Consider the following 25866-nt stretch of genomic DNA (forward strand, 5'->3'; position numbering starts at 1 on the left):
CCACAAATCAATGTGAGATTTGAGATTTGAGACGCAACCCACAAATCTCAAATCGGGCTTGAAATCAGGACATCTCTATCTGGCGAATGCCGGAGACCGATCGAACTCAATCGCCAAATTCTATGACAACATCGGGAAAATAACGGTAGAATTCCTTTAATAACTTGCGATCCGGCGATGACATCAACACTTTACCAGCAAATTCAGCAACTTTACGACGCTTCTAGCGGTCTGTGGGAGCAGGTGTGGGGCGAACATATGCACCACGGTTACTACGGCCCGGATGGCAATTTGAAAAAAGAGCGCCGACAGGCTCAGATAGATTTGATAGAAGAACTGCTGGGCTGGGCTGGAGTACCGTCAGAGAAGGCACTCTGTGAATCTTACCGCATTCTCGATGTCGGTTGCGGCATCGGCGGCAGCACGCTGTATTTGACTCAAAAGTTTAGTTCGATCGCGGCAAATAATTTAAAGTTGGATGGCAGGAGCGATCGTGATTTTAGCAGATCGGCCGAACAAAATAAAACGGGCGCTAGCGTCGTTACAGCGACCGGGATTACTCTGAGTCCGGTACAGGCAAACAGAGCGACCGAACGCGCTAAAATTGCTGGGCTAGACACCAATGTGAATTTTTTGGTAGCCGATGCTTTGAATATGCCTTTCCCTGACGAGTCATTCGACTTGGTTTGGTCGCTCGAAAGTGGCGAACATATGCCAGACAAAATTAAGTTTTTGCAGGAATGCTGCCGCGTACTCAAGCCGGGAGGAACTTTGATTTTGGCAACTTGGTGTCACCGCCCGCTGGGAGAAGCGGCGGGAGAATTAACTGATGAAGAGAGAAAGGAATTGGCAGAAATTTACCGGGTTTATGCTTTGCCTTATGTAATTTCTTTGCCGGAATACGAAGAAATTGTCCGCAGTTTGCCTTTGACAAGTATTCGCACCGCTGATTGGTCAAAAGCTGTTGCTCCTTTTTGGGATGTGGTGATAGATTCTGCTTTGACTCCGAGCGCGATTTGGGGTTTGCTAACGAGCGGGTGGACGACTATTCAAGCAGCACTTGCTCTCGGATTGATGAGCCGTGGATATCAGAGCGGGTTGATTCGTTTTGGGCTGATTTGTGCTGTAAAATAACAGGCATATATCAGAGAAGTTTTGAGTCTTGAGTTGATGAGTAAGGTGTGCATTGCACACCCTACAGAATATTATTTGTTTGGTGCGGGTGTGAGATTTATGGGCAATGATTCGATGGGCAAGTCTTGGATTGATAAAAATGGCTCGGCTCCGCAAAGCTGGGTGAGGGCATTTTGGGAGTTTTCTCGGCCGCACACAATTGTGGGTACTAGCTTGAGTGTATTGGCGTTGTACACGATCGCCCAAAGCGCGCGGCTGTTTGTGAATCCTGTATTTGGGCCCCTAGCTTTTGCCTGGTTGGCTTGCATTTGCGGCAATATTTATATTGTGGGATTGAACCAGTTAGAAGATGTTGAAATTGATAAAATTAATAAGCCGTATTTGCCGATCGCCTCTGGAGTGTTTTCTCGGAAAACCGGGGAATTAATTGTAATTGCAACGGGAATTATAGCCATTTTGACTGCTGTTTTGCAAGGCCCGTTTTTGCTGGCTACCGTTGGCGTTAGTTTGGCGATTGGGACTGCTTATTCTCTGCCGCCAATTCGGCTGAAGCGGTTTCCTTTGTGGGCGGCGCTGTGCATTTTTACGGTGCGGGGCGCGATCGTAAATTTAGGGTTATTTTTGCACTTTAATTGGGTGTTGAGTTTGGGAATGGCGAAAAGCGCTTTTTCGGGCTGGATTTTGGAGAGTGCGTCTTTTGAGATTCCTGCGGAAGTTTGGGTGCTGACGGTTTTTGTTGTGGTGTTTACGTTTGCGATCGCCATTTTTAAAGATATCCCCGACATGGAAGGCGACAAGCAATATAATATTACTACGTTTACGATTGAGCTGGGCAAGCCGGCCGTCTTTAATTTATCTCGCTGGGTGTTGACGGTTTGTTATTTGGGCGCGACTTTGGCGGGAGCGATGGTATTGTCTAATGTTAATTTAGTGTTTCTGGCAGTTTCTCATTTGGTGGCTTTGGGTTTGATGTGGTTTTGGAGCGCGAAAGTTGATTTGGACGATAAAATAGAAATTGCTGCATTTTATCAGTTTATCTGGAAGTTGTTTTTCTTAGAATATCTGATTTTTCCCGCAGCTTGTTTGTTGGGGTAGAAGGGGAAGTTCGGCAACGGATGTAACGGATGTAACGGATGTAACGGATGTCAGGTAGAAGGAAGAAGGAAGTTCGGCAACGGATTGTGTAACGGATGTAACGGATGTCAGTCCGATGGAAGGGGGAAGAAGGAAGAAGGAATGGGGAAGGGGGAAGAAGGAAGAAGGAAGGGGGAAGAAGGAAGAAGGAAGGAAGAGTTAACAAATTAGAAGAAGTTGGCAATTACAAGTTAGCGAACTCCCAAACAACCAAGACAACTATGGCTTCTCAAAAAAAATCGCGAAAATCTGCTGGCAAATTGGGTGCAGAAGACTGTTTGAAATTAGCTTGGGAACATCACCAAGGGGGACGTTTGTTAGAAGCTGAGAATTTGTACCGGCAAATCATAGAAGTACAGCCGGAATCAGCAAACGTGCTGTGTTTGTTGGGAATAGTGGCGAGACAGCAGGGAAAAATTGCAGAGGCGATCGACTTTTACGAAAAGGCGATCGCCCAAAACCCCGATTTTGTAGAAGCACATTTAAATAAGGCTAATCTTTTACTGGATGTAGGCGAGTATCAAAGGGCGATCGCCAGTTACGAACAAGTCATCAAAATGCAGCCCACTTCCGCACTCGCTTACAATAATTTGGGCTGGGCAAAACAGCAATTATGCGAAATAGACTCGGCAATTTTATATTACCAAACAGCGCTGCAACTCGACCCCAACCTGCCGGAAACAGCGCACAATTTAGGACATTTATATAAACAAAAAAATCAATTAAACGAGGCGATGGCTTATTATGTCCACGCTTTAAAAATTAATCCAAAGTTGACATATTCCCTGATGGGATTGGGAACAGTTTTGCAACAGCAGGGGAAATTAGACGAAGCTTTCAACTGCTACCAGCAAGCGGTAAAACTCGACCCCAATAATCCCGAAGCTCACAACAATGTAGGAGCCTTTTACCACGAACAAGGTAATGTAAAAGCCGCAATATCCTACTACAGACAAGCATTAAACTTAAAGCCAGACTTCGTGGAGGCTATTAATAATCTTGGACACGCTTTGGTCGATTTAGGAGAATTTCAAGAAGCTTTTTCTTGTCACAGTCGAGCCTTGGAATTGCAGCCAGACAACGCCACCGCCCACCTGGAATTCGCCTTAACTTTGCTATTGTTCGGAGATTTTCAGCGCGGTTTTGCTGAATACGAGTGGCGGTGGCGCACTCCGCAACTACAACCGAGGCAATTTAAACAGCCGGTTTGGGATGGTTCGGATTTACAGGGAAAAACTATTTTACTGCACGTCGAGCAAGGCTTCGGCGATTCTATTCAGTTTATTCGCTACGCGCCGATTCTTCGCAGCCGAGGCGCTAAAGTTATGGTGGCTTGCTATCCAGAAGTGATGCGGTTGTTTGCGACAGTTGCCAGTATTGAATATTTATCAGTGAGTCTTGAGGGTTTGCCAGAATTTGACGTTCACGCGCCGCTGATGAGTTTGCCGCGAATTGTGGGGACAACTCTGGAAACAATACCTGCCAATGTTCCTTATTTATCTCCGCCTGCTGAGTGCAAGTTTGCGCTTTCTTCTGATGCCAAATTGAAGGTAGGGATTGTTTGGGCGGGGAATCCGAAGCGCCGGAAAGACAATCAGCGTTCTTGCAGCTTGAGCGATTTTATTCGATTTTTGGATGTTCCGGGAATTGCTTTTTATAGTTTACAAAAAAACTTGTCCGAGAGCGATCGCACTTTGTTGAACCAACACTTAGTGCCGGATTTAACTCCGCATTTGAACGACTTTGCTGATACCGCTTCGGCTATATCTCAACTGGATTTAGTCATTAGTGTCGATACGGCTGTGGCGCACTTAGCCGGTGCTTTAGGAAAACCGGTTTGGGTGCTGCTTTCTTTTGCTCCTGACTGGCGTTGGCTGCTGGATCGTGAAGACAATCCTTGGTATCCAACTGCGAGGCTTTTCCGCCAAAGTCAGCCGGAAAGTTGGCAAGAATTGTTTGAGGATGTACAGGAGGCTTTGAGTTTATTTGCGCTGGCAAATACTGCTAGTTATTCCGAGGATTCTGCCCACGATCAGCTTGACTTAGTTTCACTCGGAATGACTGCTAATCCTACGCCGGATCTCGATTCTGTAGCTCTCAGAATGACAGGTGCAAGCGTAGTTCAAAAGAGTCAAGAAATATTTGTGATTGCGAGCGAAGGGTTAGCGGAACGCTCCACAGTTAAGCAATTGCAGGGGATTGAGACCTCTGTTGCGATCGGAAACGGCGGGGAGAATTTGGTTGTTTTAGAGGATTTATTGCGGCAAGCAGAACATTTAATGGAAACAGGCGATAGGGAAGAGGCGATCGCCCTTTACGAACAGATTATATCTCTTGAGCCAAATTGCGTTCAAGCGCGGATTAACTTTGGTTTTCTCAAGCAAGAAAATGGCGAATTAGAAGCCGCTGTCCCGCATTACCTAGAAGCTTTAGCCATCGATCCAAATATTCCTCAAACAGCTTACAACTTGGCAAAAATTTTTGAGGAACAAGGTCAAGTGGAAGAGGCGATCGCACATTACGAACAAGCTCTTGTCGCTGAACCGAATTTCGTACCCGCACTGATTAATTTAGCTGTGGCGCAGCAAGAAAAAGGCGAACTTTTCAGGGCGATCGAGCTGTACCGGCGAGCGCTGGAAATTAATCCGCATAGCTGGGAAGCTTACAACAATCTGGCAACTGTTTTGCAAGAACAGGGCAATTTAGAAGATGCGTTGGAGTATTATCACAAAGCTCTAGAATTGCTGCCGGATTTTGTGGAAGCTATCAACAATTTAGGCAGGACGTTTCTGGAAAAAGGCGCGGTAGAAAATGCCATATCCTGCTACAGACGAGCGATTCATTTAAGTCCCAATCATGCTAGCGCTCACCTGAATTTATCCTTGGCTTTGCTGTTGGTGGGAGATTTGGAAAATGGTCTCGCTGAATACGAGTGGCGCTGGCAAATTAAAGAATTTCACACTGGTCATTCCTGTTTTTTGACGGGGCCGGATAATACTGTTTCGGTGAGAGAATACCGGCCGCTATGGGACGGTTCTGATTTGGTGGGAAAGACTATTTTGCTGCACGCCGAACAAGGTTTAGGCGATTCGCTTCAGTTTATTCGCTACGCTGCGATCGTCAAAAATAAAGGCGGTAGGGTCATTGTGGGCTGTTACCCGCAATTGCACCGTTTATTTGCAACGGTTGACGGCATTGATTTGCTAATAGTTAAAGGGGAGCCACTGCCGGAATTTGACGTGCAAGCGCCGATGTTGAGTTTGCCCTATATTATCGGTACAAAGCTGGAAACAATACCAGCAAATACTGCTTATTTATCTCCGCCTGCGGGTGCTGAATTTACGCTTGGGCCCGATCGCACTTTGAAAGTTGGCATTGTCTGGGCGGGGAATCCAAAACACCGCAAAAACAAGCAGCGTTCGTGCAGTTTGAGTCAGTTTCTGCCGCTTTTGAACGTTTCGGGGGTAAGTTTTTACAGCTTGCAGAAAGAGGTTTCCGAGGCCGATCGCGCGCGGTTGAATAAAACGTCGATCGTAGATTTGAGCCCGCATTTTGGCGATTTTGCCGATACAGCTGCTGCGATCGCCAAACTGGATTTAGTCATTAGTGTCGATACCGCTGTCGCCCATTTGGCGGGCGCTTTGGGTAAACAGGTGTGGATTTTGCTGGCGTTTTCGCCGGATTGGCGGTGGCTCTTGGAGCGCGAAGATAGTCCTTGGTATCCGACGGCGCGGCTGTTTCGCCAGCATCAGCGGGGCGACTGGGAGGACGTTTTCGATCGGGTTGCGGAAGCTCTAGGCGCGGTTGCTGCAGCATTTGTGCCGTCGGATTCGGCGGATGCAGAGTTTCGGTTGGGCGTGGATTTGCAGCAGCAAGCCGATTTTGGCGGTGCGATCGAATGTTATGAGCGAGCGATCGCGATCGATCCTAATTACGCAGCCGCGCACAGCAATTTAGGCGTTGTTAAACAGCAAAGCGGCCAGCTAACAGAGGCGATCGCACACTACCGACAAGCCCTAGCAATCGACGGCAATCTGGCGGAAACTGCGAGCAATTTGGGCAGCGCGCTCGCGGAAGCAGGGGAGACTGAAGAGGCGATCGCAGAATATGAGCGGGCGCTTTCTTTGAACCCGAATTGCGCGGAAGCGCTGATTAATTTGGGCCTGTTGCGGGAAGAGCAAGGGGATGTGGCGGAGGCTATAAGCTGCTACGAGCAAGCGATTCAAGTCAATCCTAATTGCGCGGTGGCTTATTTGAATTTGGGAATTGCTTTGGAGGCACAAGGGGAGGAAGCGGAAGCGGGCGCAAATTACGAACGGGCGATCGCGAATTACGAACGGGCGATCGCGATCGAGCCAAATTATGTGGAAGCCTTGCAGCATTTAGCTTACGCCTCGATCCGACAGGGCCAAATTGACCGTGCGATCGCATACTACGAGCGAGTGACTGCAATGCAACCGGATTTAGCAGAAACTCTGATCGCTTTGGGGAGTTCTCTGGAACAGCAAGACAAGTTGGATGATGCTCTAGCCGTTTGCCAGCAAGCGATTCAGCAATTGCCAGCCAGTGCACAGGCTCACGGCAATTTGGGAATTGTCCTGCACAAACAGGGCAAAATTGAAGATGCGATCGCCTGCTATCAGCAAGCTTTGAGCCTGAAACCCGACTTTCCTCAAGCTTTGAACAATCTCGGCAAAGCTTTTGAGGAAGCGGGAAAAATGGCAGAGGCGATCGAGTGTTACCGTCGGGCGATCGAACTCAAACCCGGTTATATCAATCCCCTCACCAGTTTGGCAACTGCTTTGCACGATCGCGGCCAAGTTGCAAATGCTGTCACCTGCTACAGCCAAGCAGTAAAATTCAATGTCGGCCATCCTGAATCTCACCTAAATTTAGGTTTAGCTTTGCTGCTGGCGGGAGACTTTCAGCGCGGTTTTTGCGAGTACGAATGGCGGCTCCTAGTTAAAGAAAAACAGTTCCGAACTCACAACTTTATTCAGCCGCTTTGGGATGGAAAAGATTTGCAGGGAAAAACTATTTTGCTTTGCCCGGAACAGGGTTTAGGCGATGCAATTCAGTTTATCCGCTACGCAGATTTAGTCAAACAAAAAGGCGGTAGGGTAATTGTTTGGTGTTTGCCGCAGTTGCTGCGCTTGTTTGCACAAGTTGCGGGAATCGATGAGTTAATAGTTAATCCAGAGGATGCGCGAGATTTTCAAGTTCGCGCGCATCTAATGAGTTTGCCGCACCTTTTGGGAACAACTTTAGAAAGTATACCGGCGAATGTTCCTTATTTAGCTTCGCCGCCCGGTTTGGAATGTACTATTCGCCAAAGTGCTAATTTGAAAATAGGGATTGTGTGGTCTGGAAATTCTCTACATTCCCAAAATAAAGTGCGATCGTTACCGCTAAATTTGTTGTCCAAACTGTTAGATATTCCGGGAGCAGAATTTTACAGCTTGCAAAAGGAAATGACAGCAGACGATAGCGCTTTGTTAGAGCAAATGCCCGTAACAGATTTAAGCTCTAATTTGCAAGACATGGCCTATACTGCGGCTGTAATATCAGCTCTGGATTTAGTAATTTCTGTAGATACTTCTGTGGCGCACTTGGCTGGTGCTTTGGGCAAACCCGTGTGGATTTTGCTGTGTTTTGTGCCGGATTGGCGGTGGATGTTGCAACGCGAAGATAGTCCTTGGTATCCGACGGCGTGGCTATTTCGCCAGTCTACAGCGGGAGATTGGGAAGGAGTTTTAGATCGGGCTGCTTTGGCGTTGAGAGAAAGAATTTATCAGCATCAAGAAGCTCGATCGCCCATAGAAACTCAGACCAATATTCAATTATATCAAAAACAGTTCAATCAGGCAAATATTCTCAAGTCGCAAGGAAGATTTGCCGATGCGATCGCTTATTTTAAAAATGCTTTAGTTTTGCAGCCGAATTCGATAGAAGCCGCCACTAATTTGGCAGTGACGCTGCACCAAACAGGCGATTTAGCCGAAGCTGCCGCCTATTATCAGCGCGCGATCGAAATCGATCCGAACTGCGCTCAAGCGCACAATAACTTGGGTATTTTGCTGCAAGATCGAGGCAATATACCCGATGCTATATCTTGTTTTCAAAAGGCGATCGCCCTGAATCCGATTTACGTCAAAGCTCTCAACAATCTCGGCGCGACACTCCAGCAGCAGGGCGAGTTGCCGACTGCGATCGCCTGTTTTCATCAAGCACTTTCTGTCAATTCCAATTATGCGCCAGCCCTGGTAAATTTGGGTGCGGCTATGCAAACACAATCTCAGCTAGCCGAGGCTGAACGCCTTTACGAGCGTGCAATTGAAGCAGAACCGCACAATCCTAAAGGACACTATCACCTGGGAACATTATGCTTGGCTGCGGGAAAAATAGAACAGGCAATTTCTAGCTTGGAACGAGCCATATCTTTGAGTCCTAATTATATAGAAGCTATTACTAATTTAGGCAGTGCTCTTGAACAATTAGGAGACGTGAGTCGAGCAATTTTTTGTTACACTAAAGCTCTGAAAATTGATGCAAATTGTGTGAAAGCTCACTTCAATTTAAGCTTAGTCTTGCTGTTGACTGGGGACTTGCCGCGCGGTTTAGCAGAATACGAGTGGCGGTGGCAAACAGAACAGGCGAAAAAATTGCCACGGTTGAATTTTGACCAACCAGTTTGGGACGGTTCAGATTTGAACGGCCAAACTATTTTGCTCCGATCCGAACAAGGTTTGGGCGATGCCATTCAATTTGTGCGGTACGCGGCAATTGTGCAGCAAAAAGGCGGCAAAGTAATCCTTTCTTGCTATCAAGAACTAAAGCGTTTATTTAAGCAGATTCCTGGGATTGAACAAGTGGTGATTCGGATGGATGAATTGCCGGAGTTCCAAGTGCAAGCACCGCTGATGAGTTTGCCGTATATCCTGGGAACAAATTTAGAAAATATACCGGCAAATGTTCCTTATTTAGCTGCGCCGCCGAATTGGCAATTTTCTCTAAATTCCGATCGCAATTTCAAAGTTGGGATTGCGTGGGCGGGAAGTGCGGAACATTTGAAGGATTTTCAGCGATCGAGCGATTTAAGCTATTTTCTGCAATTCTTAGATGTTCCCGGTGTAAGTTTTTACAGTCTTCAGAAAGAAATGTCGGCTGGCAATCGTACTTTGTTAACTCAAATTCCCGTGATAGATTTGAGCGACAATTTGAACGATTTTGCCGATACTGCGGCGGTGATATCGCAACTAGATTTAGTAATTTGCGTGGATACTGCTATCGCGCACTTAGCCGGTGCTTTGGGTAAACCCGTATGGATTTTGCTGTGTTTTATGCCGGATTGGCGATGGATGTTGGAACGCGAGGATAGCCCTTGGTATCCGACAGCGCGGCTGTTTCGGCAGCAAACACTGGGCGATTGGGTGGAAGTTTGCGATCGGGTAAAAACAGCCTTGCTAAAGAGGGCGGGCACGGGGGCACCGCCCCTACAATCTACTCGTTTCCAAGCTGTGCCTGGTAACGGAGATACCGAAGCTTCGCCTCGATTTTCCTTATCGCCCGCACAGGTACAATTTCACATAGCAAATGCTTTACAAAAACAAGGTAAAAAAGCAGAGGCAGCCGATCGTTACGAACAAGTAATTGCTGCCTCACCCAGCCACGCAGAAGCCCACAGTTGTTTAGGTGATCTCAAACAGGAAAACGGGCAAATAACCGAGGCTATTGCTCATTACCAAAAATCGCTAAAAATCAATCCCAATCAGGCTGAAACTAACTTATACTTGGGTTCGGCCCTCGAAGAACAAGGAAAAGTCGCAGAGGCGATCGACTTCTACAATAAAGCAATTCAACTACGTCCCAACTCGCCAAATTGGCGCTTGAGACTAGCCTTCGCTTTGCTCTTAACGGGGGATTTGGAGCCTGGTTTTGCGGAGTACGAATCGCGCTGGCAAACTGAAGAATTGGATCAGCGCTCTTTTGAGCAACCGCTTTGGGACGGCTCTGATTTGCAGGGAAAAACAATTTTATTGCACCCTGAGCAGGGTTTTGGCGATACGATACAGTTTATCCGCTACGCGCCTTTAGTTAAGCAAAAAGGCGGCCAAGTTATTGTTGCTTGTCATGTCTTGCTGAAGCGTTTATTTGAAGGAATTGCAGGAGTCGATCGAGTAGGAGTCAAGCCGAGCGATTTGATAGATTTTCAAGTGCAAGCCCCCCTGCTAAGTTTGCCCCGAATTCTGGGAACGACTTTGGAAAATATACCGGCAAATATTCCTTATTTAGCCCCGCCACAGAATTTTAAATTTTCCCTACAGCCGAACAATAAACTAAAAGTAGGTCTTGTGTGGGCGGGCGGCCCGCTGCACCGCAACAATCATCAGCGATCGTGTAAATTGAGCGATTTTGTGAAATTTGTAGATGTTCCGGGAGTGAGTTTTTACAGTCTTCAGAAAGATTTGTCAGCGGGCGATTCCCTACAGGATAGCTGCGCTTCACGCACTTTATTAAAGCAATACCAAATTGAAGATTTGAGCGAACATTGCGTCGATTTTGCCGACACAGCAGCAATTATTTCGCAACTCGATTTAGTAATTTGCGTAGATACTTCTGTCGGGCACTTGGCCGGTGCTTTGGGCAAACCCGTCTGGATTTTGCTGTCTTTTGTTCCCGATTGGCGCTGGATGCTGGAACGCGAAGATAGCCCTTGGTATCCCACTGTGCGGTTGTTTAGGCAGCAAAAAGCCGGTGATTGGGAGGGAGTTTGCGATCGTATAAAAGCAGCCTTGCTAGAGAGGGCGGGCACGGGGGCACCGCCCCTACAATCTACTCGTTACCAGGCTCTGCCTGGTAACGCATATTCAGAGGCTCCGCCTCGGCTTCAACCCCCAGAAACTCCGCCTCAAATTCAACCCCCAGAAACTCCCCCACAAATTACAGGAATGGGCATCAGTTGGCCGATCAGCATCACCAGCGGCTGGGGAATTTACGCCATGAATTTAACACTACAACTGCGGCAAAATCCCGCCTGGGAAGTTGCACTTTTAGCACCGCCCTCAATCACCTCAGAGTCAATGAATCCGCTGCATAAATCGCTGTTGTTACCTGTAATTGAAAAGCACAAAAGTTTTCAGGAATTAGTAGCAGCAAATTCCGACAAACAAATCAGTTGTAATTTTCCCGTACTTTACGCTTTGGGGAATAATTTAGCATCCTCTGGAGTTGATAATCAAATTACCAGCGCTTCTCAAATAGGAGTCATATTTTTTGAAGACACGCGAATCACAGCAGAAGCACTAGAAACGGCCAAAAAATATAGCGTGATTGTCGCCGGTTCCAACTGGAATGCGGATGTTTTGAGAAGCTGCGGCTTGACTAATGTGGCAATGGTACATCAAGGAATTGACCCAACAATTTTCCATCCTGCACCCAAATCTAATCTATTTGGCGAGCGCTTCGTCATTTTCTCCGGCGGCAAACTGGAATATCGCAAAGGTCAAGATATTGTAATTGCCGCTTTCAAACGATTTCGCGCCAAACATCCAGAGGCTTTGTTACTAACCACATGGCACAACTTCTGGCCTCAGTATATGCTAGGAATTGAGCAAACCGGAAACGTTGCCGGACTTCCCAATATCAACCGCGACGGCAGTTTAGAAATTTCCCAATGGTTAGTGGCTAACGGTTTGCCGATTGACTCTTTTATCGATATTGGCTTAATTCCAAATCACCTCACCGGACAAATTTTGCGAGAAGCCGACTGCGCTGTTTTCACCAACCGCTGCGAAGGTGGCACTAATTTAGTCGCGATGGAAAGTATGGCCTGCGGAATCCCGACTATTCTATCAGCAAATACTGGTCATTTAGACTTGATTTACAGCCACATTTGCTATCCTTTATGGAATCAAGGACGAGTTAAACTAACTCCTCCTTTTTCCGGTGTAGAAGGTTGGGGAGAGTCGGATGTGGCAGAAGTGGTCGAGGCTTTGGAGCAAGTTTATACTAATCGCGAAGAATCAAAAAGTCGCGGTTTAGCTGCGGCTAATTTTATGCTGGATTGGACTTGGGAAAAACAGGTTAAGCGCTTTCTTGATGTTATATCAAATTCGATTTAACAATCATCTTTTTACGGCGAATAGAATTCGCTCCTCCACAAACAAAGTTTGTTTTTGTGGACTAAATAATAAAGAATCATATCATGTCCGATCGATCGCCCATAATACAATTGCCGGGGCGGGTTTGTGAGATTGTCCGTTAGGGGCAAATATTATTTGCTCACGGGCCCCTACAGGAATCAGGGTAATCGACCGGACATGATATCAAGATTAACTTGCGATTAGTTCCAATAGCTTTTCAGCATTATTCACGCTTTCCATATCGTAAAGTTCCCGGTTGTAACAAACAATTTGTGCTACCAATTTATGATGGTAACTTTGAGCCGTTTCATTCCTAGTACCATGAACGCGACGATAATTAAGAACTATTTCTCTCGTTCCAAAAAAAGGAATGCTATGTTTGTGACAATTAACCCAAAATTCCCAATCCTCATAACCTTCTTTCATCTCTGCTTTGTAACCGTTGACCAAATTCCAAACTGATTTGTGATACAATGAAGACGTGCAAATCATATTAGATTGTTTGATATTTTTTGGTGAATATAAATCATAACTGGGTACGGTGCGATTTTCAGTGCCAAAAAGTTGATAAGAACCAAATGCTATGCAAGGTACTTTTGATTTTAGACATATTTCTAAAAGACAAATTAAGGCATTGGGAGCTAAGATATCATCGGCATCTAAGGGCAGTATGTATTCGCCGTTTGCTGCCGATATGCCAGTATTTCTCGCCATTGATATCCCTTGATTAGTTTGTTCTATTAGCCTAATTTGATGCTGGGGATTTGCTGCGATCGCATTTTTTGCTACTGTACTGGTACTATCTAAACTGCCGTCATTGACAATGATAATTTCCCAATTTTTGTAAGTTTGGTTAATCACGCTAGTTACTGCTTCCAGCAAAAAATGAGATTGATTGTAGCAGGGAATAATCACAGATATTAAAGGCCGATCTTCCAAGTGGGGTGCTGCCACTTTTTGGACGTTTTCTGACTGTAATTTTTGGGCGGAATTTCGAGCAGCTTGCAAGCTATAAAAATAAATCTTGGGATGGACGATCGCTAATTGATTCAGCTCGGTATTTTGATATTCATTTACTAACCTCGGATATCCCGACAAGTATTCTTGTTTAACAAAAATCAAGATATTCTGAGCATACCAAGGCTCTACTTTGTCATTGTTCCATATTTTTTTTCTCAAGCAGTCAATAACTGCATAGCCGTTTTTGTGAAAGTAATAAACCCAATATTGTGGCCACTGTTCGTTAACGTGTTCGACGCCTCCTTGAAATGGTATCGCAGCAGAAAACAGAATCACTGGTGCTAGTTGAGTGAGAGAATTAACAAAGTTTTCGGCACAGGTAGCCGGTAAATGTTCGGCAACTTCCAGAGAAATTGCTAAGTCAAACTTTCTGTTTATTTGCAGCGGTTGCTTTAAATCGGCGGATTGGAACTGATTTAAAGGAATTTGTAAAATAGTGCGATCGACATAATCGCCATCTATTCCCAAACAATCAGCAATTCCCAACTTGTGGAACGCAGCTAACCAACTTCCCGTACCGCAGCCCACATCTACCACACTTTTAGGTAAAATGGGTTGCAGCAAGTCTAACAGCAGGGGAATAATTTCTCTAGCAGAACTGCGAGTTCCTTCTCCGATTAATTGGTGAAAATCTCTTGTATAAGATGACTGTTGGTTTTGATTAATTTGGCTGGCTGTTTGAGAATTAATTGTCTCTAAACTGCTAATATTGTAACCGTGCAAATGGGCTGGCAACTGCCAGGAAATATTGGGGTCTGGTTGATGTTTTACTGGCTCGACATGGCCCCGCCAAGCAGCACCCATAATTTGCATTGTTTGATATACTACTGTTTGCCATCCCCTTTGCTTCAAGTAATCTAAACCTCGCGCAACAGCGGGAGCAGCTAAATCGTGAAATAAAATTATCGCATCTTCCTCCGCCAATTTTTCACAAACAATTGCGTCATTTAACGGCCCATCACCTCCGTGTTCTCCGTCAATAAAAATTAACGACCATTTGCGGTTGAATTGAGCGGAAAATTCTTCGACTCTTTGGGGGCTATAGCCTGGTATTAGCTCGACAGATGTTTGAACGCCCGACGCATTTAGAGCTCCTTGAATTGAGTCGATTACGCTTTGTCTGATGTCTTCTCTTTCTAACAGCGGATCTACGACATCTAACTCAACTCCTGCCAGCGCTAAGTGACAGGCAGACCACCCTAGCCAGCAGCCTATTTCTAAGGCTTTTTTACCTTTGAATTGCAGAGCTGTATTGTAAAGGATGTGTGCTTCGTCGCGACTGAGAAATCCGACTGAATTAGCACGGCGATCGACATACCAATTGTGCTTGATTTCCCGGCGCAAATAAGGCCACGAACAAGTCTGAGTATCCCCAACAATCATGTTGGGAAAGTACGCATCTGGGAGAATAACTTTCAATCCGGGCGAGACGTAATCTCCGGCGGGCAGCAAAGTATTGTTTGTGATTTCTGATAACGGCGGTAATGTCATTTTTTCTCGTGTTAAATTAGGATAGTTTTGCTTTTTTATCGGTTGGTAGCGTAGACTAATTTCTATTTGATTTCCGTCCGTTGTTGCTAATTTCACCAAGTCGTGTTTGTGACCAGTGATGTGCAGAATGCCGATCGCCTCTTGTGGCAAATACGGCTCCACGAAACAGGCTCGGTGCTTGTCCCAAACGGGCAAACCAAAGTTGCAACTCCAGTTGTACCGAGCCGGCAGCATCTCTGTTTTGTCAAACATTTTAGTGCCGTAAACTAACCGATTTAAAGCTATTTGGTCGGTCATTAAAGAAACGTGCTGCTGCAATCCTTGCTCCAGATATTCTGCCCAAATTTCCCAATGGGGGGCATCTTTTTGCAGCGCGAAAATACCTGCATTTATGGTTGGATAGCTGTGCAACTGTTCGGCGACTTCTTCGCCAAAAGCTGATTGATAATCGCGGTAAACAAATTGCCAGTACCAAGGCAGTTTGCCGTAAGCTAAATAATAACCCCGGTCGAGTTCTGGAACAACTGCTAAACCGCGTTTAGTCGCGCCTTTAACTAACAGTTCAACGGCTTGCCAATCTTGCACCCAAGCATCGGCATCTATCCAAAGGTAGATGTCAAAATTGGGAAAATATCGACGGAGAAACGGACGTGCTAAAAGTCCTTTTAGATAGTGAGGGGCTTCATTTTGGCCAGGAAACTCAAAGTCCCAATCGGGCTTTTGAATGATATTAACTTGTGCTTCCAGCCACTGCAACTGTTCGGGAGTGCAGCCGAGATCGAAAAAGCCGATCGCCACATTTTCACCCTCTGGTTTTTCCCGCACCGATAAAATAGTACCTTGCACCAATTCAAAGTAATTTGCATCGGCGGCCGTGATGATGATAATCTGCATAAATATAGGATTTCTGGTTAAGGAATGGGCGTTGGGGATTGGGCATTGGGCATTGGGCATTGGGCATTGGGCATTGGGCATTGGTTATTTGTTATTTCATAATTGCTCATTCTTCCTTCTTCCTTCTTCCTTCTTCCTTCTTCCTTAAATTATACTATCGAGGAGGAATTGTGAAAAACCACAAAGGGAAAGTTTATCTAGTCGGTGCGGGGCCCGGAGATTGTAACTTGATGACAGTGCGATCGCACAAACTGCTATCCCAAGCCGAAGTCTTAATCTACGATGCTCTCATCGATATCCCGCAACTCGAATTAATCCCAGCAACTTGTCGAAAAATCGAAGTCGGTAAACGCGGCGGCAAACCTTCCACCCAGCAGCAAGAAATTAACCGCTTGCTGGTAGAACATTGCCAATTAGGAAAACAAGTCGTGCGACTAAAAAGCGGAGATCCGTTTATTTTTGGTCGTTCCAGTTCCGAAATTCAAGCATTAAAAACAGCAGGCTGCGAGTTTGAAGTAATACCCGGAATATCCTCCGCCTTAGCCGCACCTTTACTAGCCGGAATTCCCCTCACAGATCCGGTAATGAGTCGCTGTTTTGCAGTGATGAGCGCCCATGAACCGGATGCTTTGGAATGGGAAGCATTAGTACAGATAGAAACTTTGGTAATATTGATGGGAGGGCGCAATTTAAGCGAGATAATTTGGCAATTGCAAAAGCACGGACGATCTACTGAGACTCCGATCGCCATTATCCGAGATTGTGGCCGCCCCGAACAGCAAATTTGGCTGGGCACTCTCTCCAACATTGTACAGCAAACAGCAGGTCAATCTCTATCGCCTTGCGCGATCGTAATTGGGGAAGTAGTCAGATTGCGCGAATATTTAATCCAGCCAGAAAGCACAAATATGATCGATACACCAGTCACCATTAATAACAGCAAATTGCCGCTAGCAGGAAAAACCATTTTAGTCACGCGATCGGTTTCTCAGTCGGCGGAATTTAGCGATCGACTCCAGCAACAAGGAGCCCGCGTTATCGAAATGCCCGCCTTAGTAATTGGGCCACCTTCGAGTTGGGAACCATTAGACAGTGCGATCGCACAATTGTCAAGCTTTCACTGGTTAATTCTCACTTCCCACAACGCTGTAGACTGCTTTTTTCAACGATTACAAGCAAAAGGCAAAGACGCCCGCAGCTTGTTTGGTATTAAAATCGCAGTTGTCGGGAAAAAAACAGCAGAAAGTTTGCGATCGCACTCTCTACAACCAGACTTTATTCCCCCCAACTTTGTCGCCGATTCCCTCGTCGAGAATTTCCCCTGGCAGGGCGGGCACGGGGGCACAGCCCCTACAAACTGCAAAATCCTATTTCCGAGAGTAGAAAGCGGCGGCAGAGAAGTTTTAGTTAAAGAATTTACCGCCAAAGGAGCGCAAGTAATAGAAGTGCCAGCTTACCAATCTTGCTGTCCCGAAACTATCGATCCGATCGCCCTAGCCGCACTCCAAAATCAAGCCGTAAATATCATAACATTTGCCAGTTCCAAAACAGTACAAAATTTTTGCAAGCTCATAGAACAAAGCCCAGACTTATCCCTGTCTAAGGATTGGTTAGAAAGCGTTTGCATCGCATCCATCGGGCCGGAAACTTCCAAAAGCTGCCAAAATTTATTGGGTAAGTTAGATGTGGAAGCTAAGGAATATACCTTAGATGGATTGACTGAGGCGATCGTCCAATGGGTTGCCGAATATCAAAGTTCGTAAGTGCGATCGAACAGGCGTTAATTATCTAATCTGTAGGTGGTAAAAGGGTTATAATACCAATTTTAAAACTTTTTGGGTAAGGACACGGCAGTGCCGTGTCCCTACAGATGGCCGCGTACAATCTCTCGGTTGCCAAACTTTTATGAATTAGGATAAAATAGTGGTAAAATAACTAGGAGGAAACATGACCGCAAAAGACCAACTTCTTCAAGAACTCGACCAAGTACCAGAACCTATATTGAAAGAAGTGCTTGAGTTTGTACTAGCCCTAAAGGCAAAACACCCTGTAAAATCAGAAAAAAGTGATGTTTGGAAGGCTTACCTAGCATCTAAAAAAGAACGAGAGGAGGTTTACCGTCGCCTTGCCAACTCCTAAATTTCTATCTTTAGATGAAGTGCTAGAACTTCATGACGACCAAATTTATAGCTTTGGTGGCACTCCCGGTGTTAGAGACGAAGGTTTGTTAGAGTCGGCTTTGGCTCAGCCACAAGCAACTTTTGGCGGTCAATTTTTGCATCCCACAATTAGCGAACAAGCGGCCGCCTATCTCTATCACATAGCGATGAATCATCCCTTTATTGACGGCAATAAACGAACGGCTTTTGCAGTGACAGATACCTTTTTGCGTTTGAATGGTTGCACTCTGAATTTGACGGACGATCGAGCATATGATTTAGTTATGCGAGTCGCGCGGGGAAGCATAACTAAGGAAGAATTAAGCACCGAGTTCGCGTCATGTATTGTTTAGTTTTAATAAGTAAGTTGGGCACCCTACGTTGAGGTTAAGTAAGGTGCGGCGTACTCACGCTACATTGAAATAGCGAATCGCGGAACAAAAAAGCGAGTAAAATTATCACTAAAGAACAAAGCCTAGATCCTTTGCGTCAACTCAGTAATAAAACTAAACAGAAAATAGCACCAACCGCCGATCGCCCTTTCTCCCGCAAATCCCGCTACCCAACAACAAATTAGCAATAGCCATGAATATAAATTTTTCTCGTTACGACACCTTAACCACCCTGCTAGCAGGAACTACTGCAGCCTTAACCATAGTCATCAGCCAACCCGCGATCGCCAAAACCCCCCAAGAAGTCGCCAGCATTGCCGGGCCGCTGACAGTACAAATTAACAGTTCCCTAGGAGACGGTTCTGGCGTAATTATTGCCAAAACAGGCAAAACTTACACAGTTTTAACAGTCAATCACGTCGTAGAAAAAGCAGACGTGAAATACACCGTTCGCACGTCGATCGGCAAAAACTATCAAGCAACAGCAGTCACCCGTTTGCAAACCGCCGAAACTGACCCGGATTTAGCCGTAGTCAAATTTGAAAGCCCTGAAGAATATCCAGTCGCGACGATCGCAGATTCCGATCAAGCCGTCATCGGCACTCAAATCTTCGTTTACGGCTATCCCGCTACGGGCGGACTTTTCGGCGCCGAACGAGAACCAGAACTCTCTCCCGGACTCGTTACCAGCCGCCCGGGCAAACGCCCGGAAGGTTACACTTTGCGGTATCAAGCCGTAACTTGGAGTGGTATGAGTGGCGGCCCAGTTTTTGACTCCGAAGCCCGAGTCATCGGTTTACACGGACAAGGGGAATTCGGTTTCGCGCAAACCAGTTCCGGCGAAGTCGCCCCAATTAAAACGGGATTTAATGCAGCAGTTCCCATCAATACATTTATCGCCAAGCTAGTGGCGGCGGGAATCAACAAATCCGAGTTGAAAGTAGACAATACTCCCGCAACGATCGGCCCCGTATCCACCGCCAATCCCCAAGACGCCCAAGCCTATTATTTTCGAGGACTTTCGCTGTTAGATCAAGGAGATGCTTGGGAGGCGATCGCCGATTTCAACAAAGCACTCGCTTTTAAGCCGAAATACACCCCTGAATTGTATTTTAATATCGGTAATGCCCGCACTTTCATGACCGCCGGCTTGCCCCAACTCGGACCCACACGCGGTTCCACTGCTATGGCTATTGAAGCATACACGCGGGCGATCGAAGCCAATCCCGGTTTTGCCGACGCCTACTACAACCGAGCTTTAGCTTACCTGGAGAACAAAAACCAACCCAAAGCAATTGCCGACTTTCAAAAAGCAGCAGAACTTTACAAGCAAGGCGGAAGAACCAGCGCCTATCAAGACGCGCTCAACAGAATCAAGCAATTGCAGTAGAATTAGAAATTAACAATTAAGAATTAAAAATGACTAATCCCATTTTTAATTCTTAATCAAGTTCCTAAAAACAGCAGGTAAATAACAATGACTGCTATCACCTTAAACCTCAACTCCCTGATTAAACTAACTTCAGAACAGTTTTATCAACTGTGTGAAGAAAACCCAGACTTAAAATTAGAACGGAACGCCAACGGAGAATTAATTGTCATGCCGCCAACCGGAGGAGAAACGGGAAGAAGCAACTCAAAATTCAACTTACAGATTGGACTTTGGAACGAACAAACCCAACTCGGTGAAGCCTTTGATTCCTCAACAGGATTTACTCTGCCCAATAAAGCCGATCGCTCTCCCGATGCGTCTTGGGTAGAGAAATCTCGCTGGGAAGCTTTGACACCTCAACAAAGAGAAAAATTTATCCCGCTTTGTCCCGATTTTGCTGTGGAAATTCTCTCCCCAACGGACAGCTTAAAAAAGACTCAGGAAAAAATGCAAGAGTATATGGAAAATGGCTGCCGTTTGGGTTGGCTGATTAACCGCAAAAAACGCGAAGTTGAAATTTATCGCCCCGGTCAAGATGTGGAAGTTTTACAATCTCCTCTCACCCTTTCTGGGGAAAATGTTTTACCGGGATTTGTTCTCAATTTGCAAAAAATTTGGAATTAGCAGAATTCAATTTTGACTTATTATATCATCTTCAATAAATAAAATAACCGTTACCATTTCTTCGTGAGGAATGCAAGTCAGAGCGACTTGGATCGGGAGGGGAGCATCTCATATCTGTAAAAACACTTCTTCTGGCTCCTTCCTTCTGACTCTTTCCTCGCAGCAAGAGAGCCTCCAAACTCCAATTTCTAGCGGAGGGCTGCTTTCATTGAGATACTCCCTAGCCACTTCTTAGATCGCTATACAACAGTTCTCAATAAAGTGAGATAGGCCCAATGCCCAATGCCCTGCGCGGGCCAATGCCCAATGCCCCATGCCCACGGAGGCCTATGCCCAATGCCCGCTTATCAAGCGTACACCTCATGTTACTGACAAAGGCTATAGCTTCTTTGTCCTGAAACTCGATAACTAAACTGGATTCGGGAGCAGAGGTCGAATTAACTCCACAATTTGGTCATAGTTAAAGTTATTGACAGAATCAATTAGCGAACTGGAAAGGGTTGATTTAGATGCGGGAATTTGTTGGATTAGCTCGTTCATGGCTTCAGGATCAACATAGTAGGCAGCTTGATACATTTCTTCTAACCACTGAGAGGACATCACGGCTAGATCTTCTGCAGATAAAGAATCAACAGATAGTTTTTGGGAATCTTTTCCTACAACTGTGTAGATGTACTCTACTCCCAAGTATTGAGCGAGTTTGTCAAAGACGAGGCATTCCTGAAGTGGCTTGCTCATAAAGTCGTCACAACCAGCCATAAGAACTTTCTCTCTATCTTCTTCAAAAGCACTGGCAGTTAAAGCAATAATGACAGTCTCTTTTCCATGAGGGTGTTCTCTAATGCGTTTGGTAGCTGTGTAGCCATCCATGATCGGCATTCGTAGATCCATCCAAATCAGGTGTGGGGACCAACTTTCCCACAGAGATAGTGCTTCAACTCCCTGTGTTGCTTCGCGCACCTCAAAACCGACTGAGGTAAGAAGTTTGACCAATAAGCGGCGATTTTCGTCTATATCTTCAACCACAAGGAGGCGATAAGTTGGTTGTCCTGGAGCTATACCAATCACTCTTTGTTTAAGCAATTCTGAGGCAAGGCAGACTGCTTGAGGTAACTTTACCCCAAGTTCAAAGTAAAAAATGCTGCCCTGATTCAATGTGCTTTGAACGCGAATCTGACTACCCATGAGTTGGACAAATCTTTGGCTGATAGCTAAACCTAGACCAGTACCTTGATTCAATTTATTTCCCGCTTCAGCTTGTACGAACGCCTTAAATAAACTCTCAATTTCTGTTGGAGCAATTCCCACTCCAGTATCCTCAATTTCAAAATATAGGTGACAGGACGTTTGGTCGCTCTGTTCCGATCTTACTCGTAAGGTGACGCTTCCTTTATTAGTAAACTTAATCGCATTACCGAGCAGATTGACTAAGACTTGATACAGTTTGTGTTCATCGGTATGCACAAATTGGGGAAGATTGGGGTCGATATCGAAAATTAGTTTCAATCCTTTGGATTGGGCTTTAATTTGCAACATTTCTTCAATAGAAATCAGCAAAGATTTTAGGTCAAAGTCAGAAAGAGAGAGTGTCATCTTTCCGGTCTCTATTTTAGATAAATCTAAAATGTCGTTAATCAATGCCAATAAATGTGTGCCGCTACGATTGACGATCGCCAGATCTTCTTGGAGTTCGGGAGTCAGAACAGGATCGTAACTCATCAATTGCGTAAATCCCAAAATAGCATTGAGAGGAGTACGGAGTTCGTGGCTCATATTGGACAGGAACATACTTTTGGCTCGGTTTGCTGTTTCTGCTGCTTCCTTAGCTTGCTGAAGTTCCAACTCGGCTTGTTTGCGATCGCTAATGTCAATTAAATATCCCAACATTTCCACTGGTCTACCTGCAGGATCTCGAATTAGTCTGAGTTGACAGAGTATCCAGCGATAAACCCCATCTGAGCGACGAAGACGGTATTCATGGAAATAAAAATCATTGACGAATAGATTGTCTAAGCCATTAACCACTCGTTCTAAATCATCTGGGTGTAAGTTATGCACCCAAAAGTCCGAATCTTCTAAAAAATCAATCCTTTCATAGCCCAATACATCTTTGATATTTTCGCTCATGAACGTTGCTGCATAATTGCCATAAGGTTGACAGCCAAAAATAACGACTGGGCTGTAGTTCAGGAGAAAGTTGAGGCGATTTGTGGTAGATTGCAAGGCTTGCTCAGCTTGTTTTAGCTCTGTCACATCCTCCTGAACGGCAACATATACAGTTCCATATTCAGGATGCTCAAACCTAGATGTATGAACCCTGCACCAAAAGAGAGTTCCATCTTTTTTCTTATTGTGGACTTCATATTGTGCTTCTCCGTCCCGATCGAGTTTAACAACAACATCTTCAACGGTTTCGTCGGGTGTAACCTCTGTATCGACGTAATTTATTACACCAACGGGTTGACCGGCGAGTTCACCCTCTGCATAGCCAAACATAGCGTCAAATTTAGGATTGGTGTAGACGATCGTGAGGTCTGAGGCTTTAACTAAACACACTCCACCTGCCATGTTATGGATAATAAGACTCTGAAGCTCTAGCGCCTTTTGAGCTTCTTTTTTAGCGGTAATTTCTTGAATCTGAGCAATAAAATGCAGTGGATTTCCCTGTTCATCTTGTACTAGCGAGCCATTAAGAAGAATCCAAATTATATGTCCTTGTTTATGGAAATACCGTTTTTCCATTTGGTAAGTTGAAATGCTCCCTGCTAAGAGTTGATGTACATAACTAAGATCCCCGTCTAAATCGTCAGGATGGGTAATGTCTTGGAAAGTTAACGCTAACAACTCTTCTGATGAGTAGCCAAGAATCTGACATAAGGCAGGATTGACTTTAATCCAGTGCCCATCAAGTGCAACGATCGCCTTTCCAATGGACGCATTTTCAAAGGCATTGCGAAACTGCTCTTCACTGTTTCGTAAAGCCACCTCAATTTGTTTGCGTTCGTTTTCAGCCCACTTGCGCTCATTGATATCCTTCTCTAAGGCTTGAATCGCCACAATAAGTTGAGCTGGACTAGGTAAAGCTAAGGCTGATGGAATTAAAAACACTAGCTCAGATGCAGTATATATAGAAATCAGAGCAGTAATAGCTTTAAGTCCTCCATAAATCCAATAAGTAGGAAACCAAAGCGTCCAAATTTCCATGATATGAGTTGTACCACAGGCAATTATGAAGGCGCTAAACAGAAATAATACTTTCGGAAAAGGAGTATCTGGGCGCTGTCGCACAAAGTAGATTAGCATGATTGGGATGGAGTAGTAAGCTAATGCAATTAAACCATCGGATAAAATATGTAGTCCTACTAAGTTTGTTTGCCAGAGATAGCAGTGACCATGAGGAATGAATCCTCCACTTTCCAAAAATTGTGTAATCATACCTAACCTGAATTATTCATCAGTGCTGAAGTGCTTAGCGATTGAGTTCGGCCATTGCCCGCTTCATCGTCGAAGTCATACCGGGAAAAGCCATTTTGAGTAGGGAGATGTCAAATTGCCAATCTAGCAGCACGAGACATCCGATCGCAATGACGAGTAGACTTGCCCTTTCAGAAATGTGCTTGTTCATACAGCAGATTGCGTTAAAAAAATGTCCTTTTAATGTTAGCCCAAACGAAGAAGGGCAACCACGGGAGGATTATCCCTACCTCAACAAGTCATATTTTGTATGGGGTGTGCCAGGGTACCACTCCTCGAACTCTGCGATCGCAGGACTTCTGGCTGCGTAAAGTGAGTTTATAACCTAATAATTCAACTATACTCTTATTCATAGGCTTATAGTCCTCTGGCAACAAACTATGGAAAGGAGTAGGATTCTCGATAGAACTAGCGATAGAGTTAGCGAGCCACATACCAACTACCGCGGCAATATTTTAATTGTTGACGATCTGCCTGATAACTTGCGTCTTCTGAGCCGTACTTTGATCGCACAGGGTTATAAAGTTCGCTGTGCCACAACAGGCGCAATGGCGATCCGAGCCGCCCAATCGCCAGGGACGGAACTAATTTTACTCGACATTAAATTGCCCGATTTTGATGGCTATGAAGTTTGTAAAAAATTAAAATCTGACGAGCAAACCGCAGGCATTCCGATAATTTTTTTGAGTGTTCTCAATGAAACTTTCAATAAGGTTCAGGGTCTGGCTGTTGGTGGCGTAGATTATATTGCTAAGCCGTTTCATGTCGAAGAAGTATTAGCTCGTGTCGAAACTCACCTAACCATTCGACGGTTGCAACAAAGCCTCCAAGAGCAGAATTTACGTCTCTTGAGAGAAATGGAAGAACGCCAACGTCTCGAAGCATCCCTCTTTGCCGAAAAAGAACTCGCTCAAGTGACTCTCCAATCGATTGGTGATGCAGTTATTACTACCAATGCTCAAGGTAATGTGCGATTTTTCAATCCTATCGCTGAGCAACTGACAGGCTGGAAGGCTCATGAGGCTAAGGGACTCCCCCTGTCTACAGTTTTTGAAATTGTCAATGAAGTAACGCGAAAGCCATTAGAGAATCCGATCGACAAGGCTCTATTGGAGAAGCGAATTGTGGGGTTAGCTAACCATACTATACTCATTGCGCGCGATGGGACTGAGTATGCCATTGAGCACTCAGCAGCACCGATTCGAGACTGCCAAGGTCAAATTATCGGGGCAGTCATCGTCTTTCATGATGTTACCGAATCGCGCAATATTGCTCGTCAACTCTCTTGGGAAGCCAATCACGATGCTCTGACGGGTTTAATCAACCGTCGAGGATTTGAGCAGCGACTAATTGAGGCGATCGGCTCTGTTCAAGATAGCAATGAGCAGCACGCTCTCTGTTATTTAGATTTAGATAAGTTCAAAGTCGTTAACGATACCGCAGGTCATATTGCTGGCGATGAGCTACTGCGCCAAATCACTAGACTTTTACAAAAGGGAGTCCGCGCTAATGACACACTGGCTCGCTTGGGAGGTGATGAATTTGGTCTTTTGCTTACTAAATGTCCCCTCTCTAAAGCAACTCAGATTGCGGAAAAGCTCAAAGACATAGTGCATCAGTTTCGGTTTATTTGGGATAGCAAAACCTTTATCATAGGAGTCAGTATTGGAGTTGTTGCCATTAACCAAACCAGCCAAGATTTGATGGAGGTGATGGGGGCGGCTGATGCAGCTTGTTATGCTGCCAAAGGCAAAGGTCGCAACTGTGTTCATGTTTATCCTCTAGATGATGGCAAACTCATATAATTAGACAACGTGATGATATCAATTCCGGTTGCACTCAGACATGATGTTGACTGTTGACTGTTAACTGTTAACTGTTGACTGTTGACTGCAGGGTAAACGCATCTAAATTAATTTGACAAATACCTAAATTTGTGCACTACTAAATAACTAAAAAAACCTTCTAAA

General features: G+C 45.3%; 12 protein-coding genes. 9 read left to right on the plus strand and 3 right to left on the minus strand.

The features are described from left to right. Nucleotides 1–177 precede the first annotated feature (177 nt). From QUA16_RS21015 to QUA16_RS21025, 3 genes are all read left to right on the plus strand, one after another. Nucleotides 178–1134: a methyltransferase domain-containing protein gene (locus QUA16_RS21015; RefSeq protein WP_333106204.1), complete on the plus strand. Its 957-nt coding sequence runs from the start codon at nucleotides 178–180 to the stop codon at nucleotides 1132–1134. 36 nt (nucleotides 1135–1170) lie between these two features. After that, complete coding sequence (locus QUA16_RS21020; protein WP_333106203.1) at nucleotides 1171–2229, plus strand: homogentisate phytyltransferase; 1059 nt, start codon at nucleotides 1171–1173, stop codon at nucleotides 2227–2229. A gap of 104 nt (nucleotides 2230–2333) precedes the next feature. After that, the gene (locus tag QUA16_RS21025) at nucleotides 2334–12389 is read left to right on the plus strand and encodes a tetratricopeptide repeat protein (protein ID WP_333106202.1); all 10056 of its coding nucleotides are present in this window, start codon (nucleotides 2334–2336) and stop codon (nucleotides 12387–12389) included. A gap of 210 nt (nucleotides 12390–12599) precedes the next feature. Here the strand turns inward: QUA16_RS21025 and QUA16_RS21030 are convergent, their stop codons facing one another. Next, nucleotides 12600–15896: a glycosyltransferase gene (locus tag QUA16_RS21030; protein WP_333181322.1), complete on the minus strand. Its 3297-nt coding sequence runs from the start codon at nucleotides 15894–15896 to the stop codon at nucleotides 12600–12602. An 89-nt stretch (nucleotides 15897–15985) separates the two neighbouring features. Between QUA16_RS21030 and cobA the strand changes: the two genes are divergently transcribed. The 5 genes from cobA (at nucleotide 15986) to QUA16_RS21055 (ending at nucleotide 20422) form a co-directional block, all read left to right on the plus strand. Further along, nucleotides 15986–17578, plus strand: a complete 1593-nt coding sequence (gene cobA, locus QUA16_RS21035) for a uroporphyrinogen-III C-methyltransferase (protein ID WP_333106200.1) — start codon at nucleotides 15986–15988, stop codon at nucleotides 17576–17578. A gap of 184 nt (nucleotides 17579–17762) precedes the next feature. Continuing rightward, the gene (locus QUA16_RS21040; protein ID WP_333106199.1) at nucleotides 17763–17954 is read left to right on the plus strand and encodes a DUF2281 domain-containing protein; all 192 of its coding nucleotides are present in this window, start codon (nucleotides 17763–17765) and stop codon (nucleotides 17952–17954) included. Further along, nucleotides 17941–18327 carry a type II toxin-antitoxin system death-on-curing family toxin gene (locus QUA16_RS21045; protein WP_333106198.1) on the plus strand — a complete coding sequence of 129 codons (387 nt, stop codon included), beginning with the start codon at nucleotides 17941–17943 and terminating at the stop codon, nucleotides 18325–18327. The genes QUA16_RS21040 and QUA16_RS21045 overlap by 14 nt, the downstream gene beginning before the upstream one ends. A 232-nt stretch (nucleotides 18328–18559) precedes the next feature. Further along, nucleotides 18560–19756: a tetratricopeptide repeat-containing serine protease family protein gene (locus tag QUA16_RS21050; RefSeq protein ID WP_333106197.1), complete on the plus strand. Its 1197-nt coding sequence runs from the start codon at nucleotides 18560–18562 to the stop codon at nucleotides 19754–19756. Nucleotides 19757–19843: 87 nt separating this feature from the next. Further along, nucleotides 19844–20422, plus strand: a complete 579-nt coding sequence (locus tag QUA16_RS21055) for a Uma2 family endonuclease (protein ID WP_333106196.1) — start codon at nucleotides 19844–19846, stop codon at nucleotides 20420–20422. 408 nt (nucleotides 20423–20830) lie between these two features. Here the strand turns inward: QUA16_RS21055 and QUA16_RS21060 are convergent, their stop codons facing one another. Together QUA16_RS21060 and QUA16_RS21065 are read right to left on the minus strand one after the other, a co-directional pair. Beyond that, nucleotides 20831–23857, minus strand: coding sequence for a PAS domain S-box protein (locus tag QUA16_RS21060; protein ID WP_333106195.1), 3027 nt, complete (start codon nucleotides 23855–23857; stop codon nucleotides 20831–20833). A gap of 34 nt (nucleotides 23858–23891) precedes the next feature. After that, entirely contained in the window at nucleotides 23892–24047 is a 156-nt protein-coding gene (locus QUA16_RS21065) for a hypothetical protein (protein WP_333106194.1), read from the minus strand. Nucleotides 24048–24276: 229 nt separating this feature from the next. Here QUA16_RS21065 and QUA16_RS21070 point away from each other — a divergent pair, with 229 nt between their 5' ends. Continuing rightward, a complete protein-coding gene (locus QUA16_RS21070) occupies nucleotides 24277–25701 on the plus strand; it encodes a diguanylate cyclase domain-containing protein (protein WP_333106193.1) in 1425 nt (474 codons plus the stop codon). The last annotated feature ends 165 nt before the right edge of the window (nucleotides 25702–25866 follow it).

The organism is Microcoleus sp. S13_C3 (assembly GCF_036700905.1).
GTDB lineage: Bacteria > Cyanobacteriota > Cyanobacteriia > Cyanobacteriales > Microcoleaceae > Microcoleus.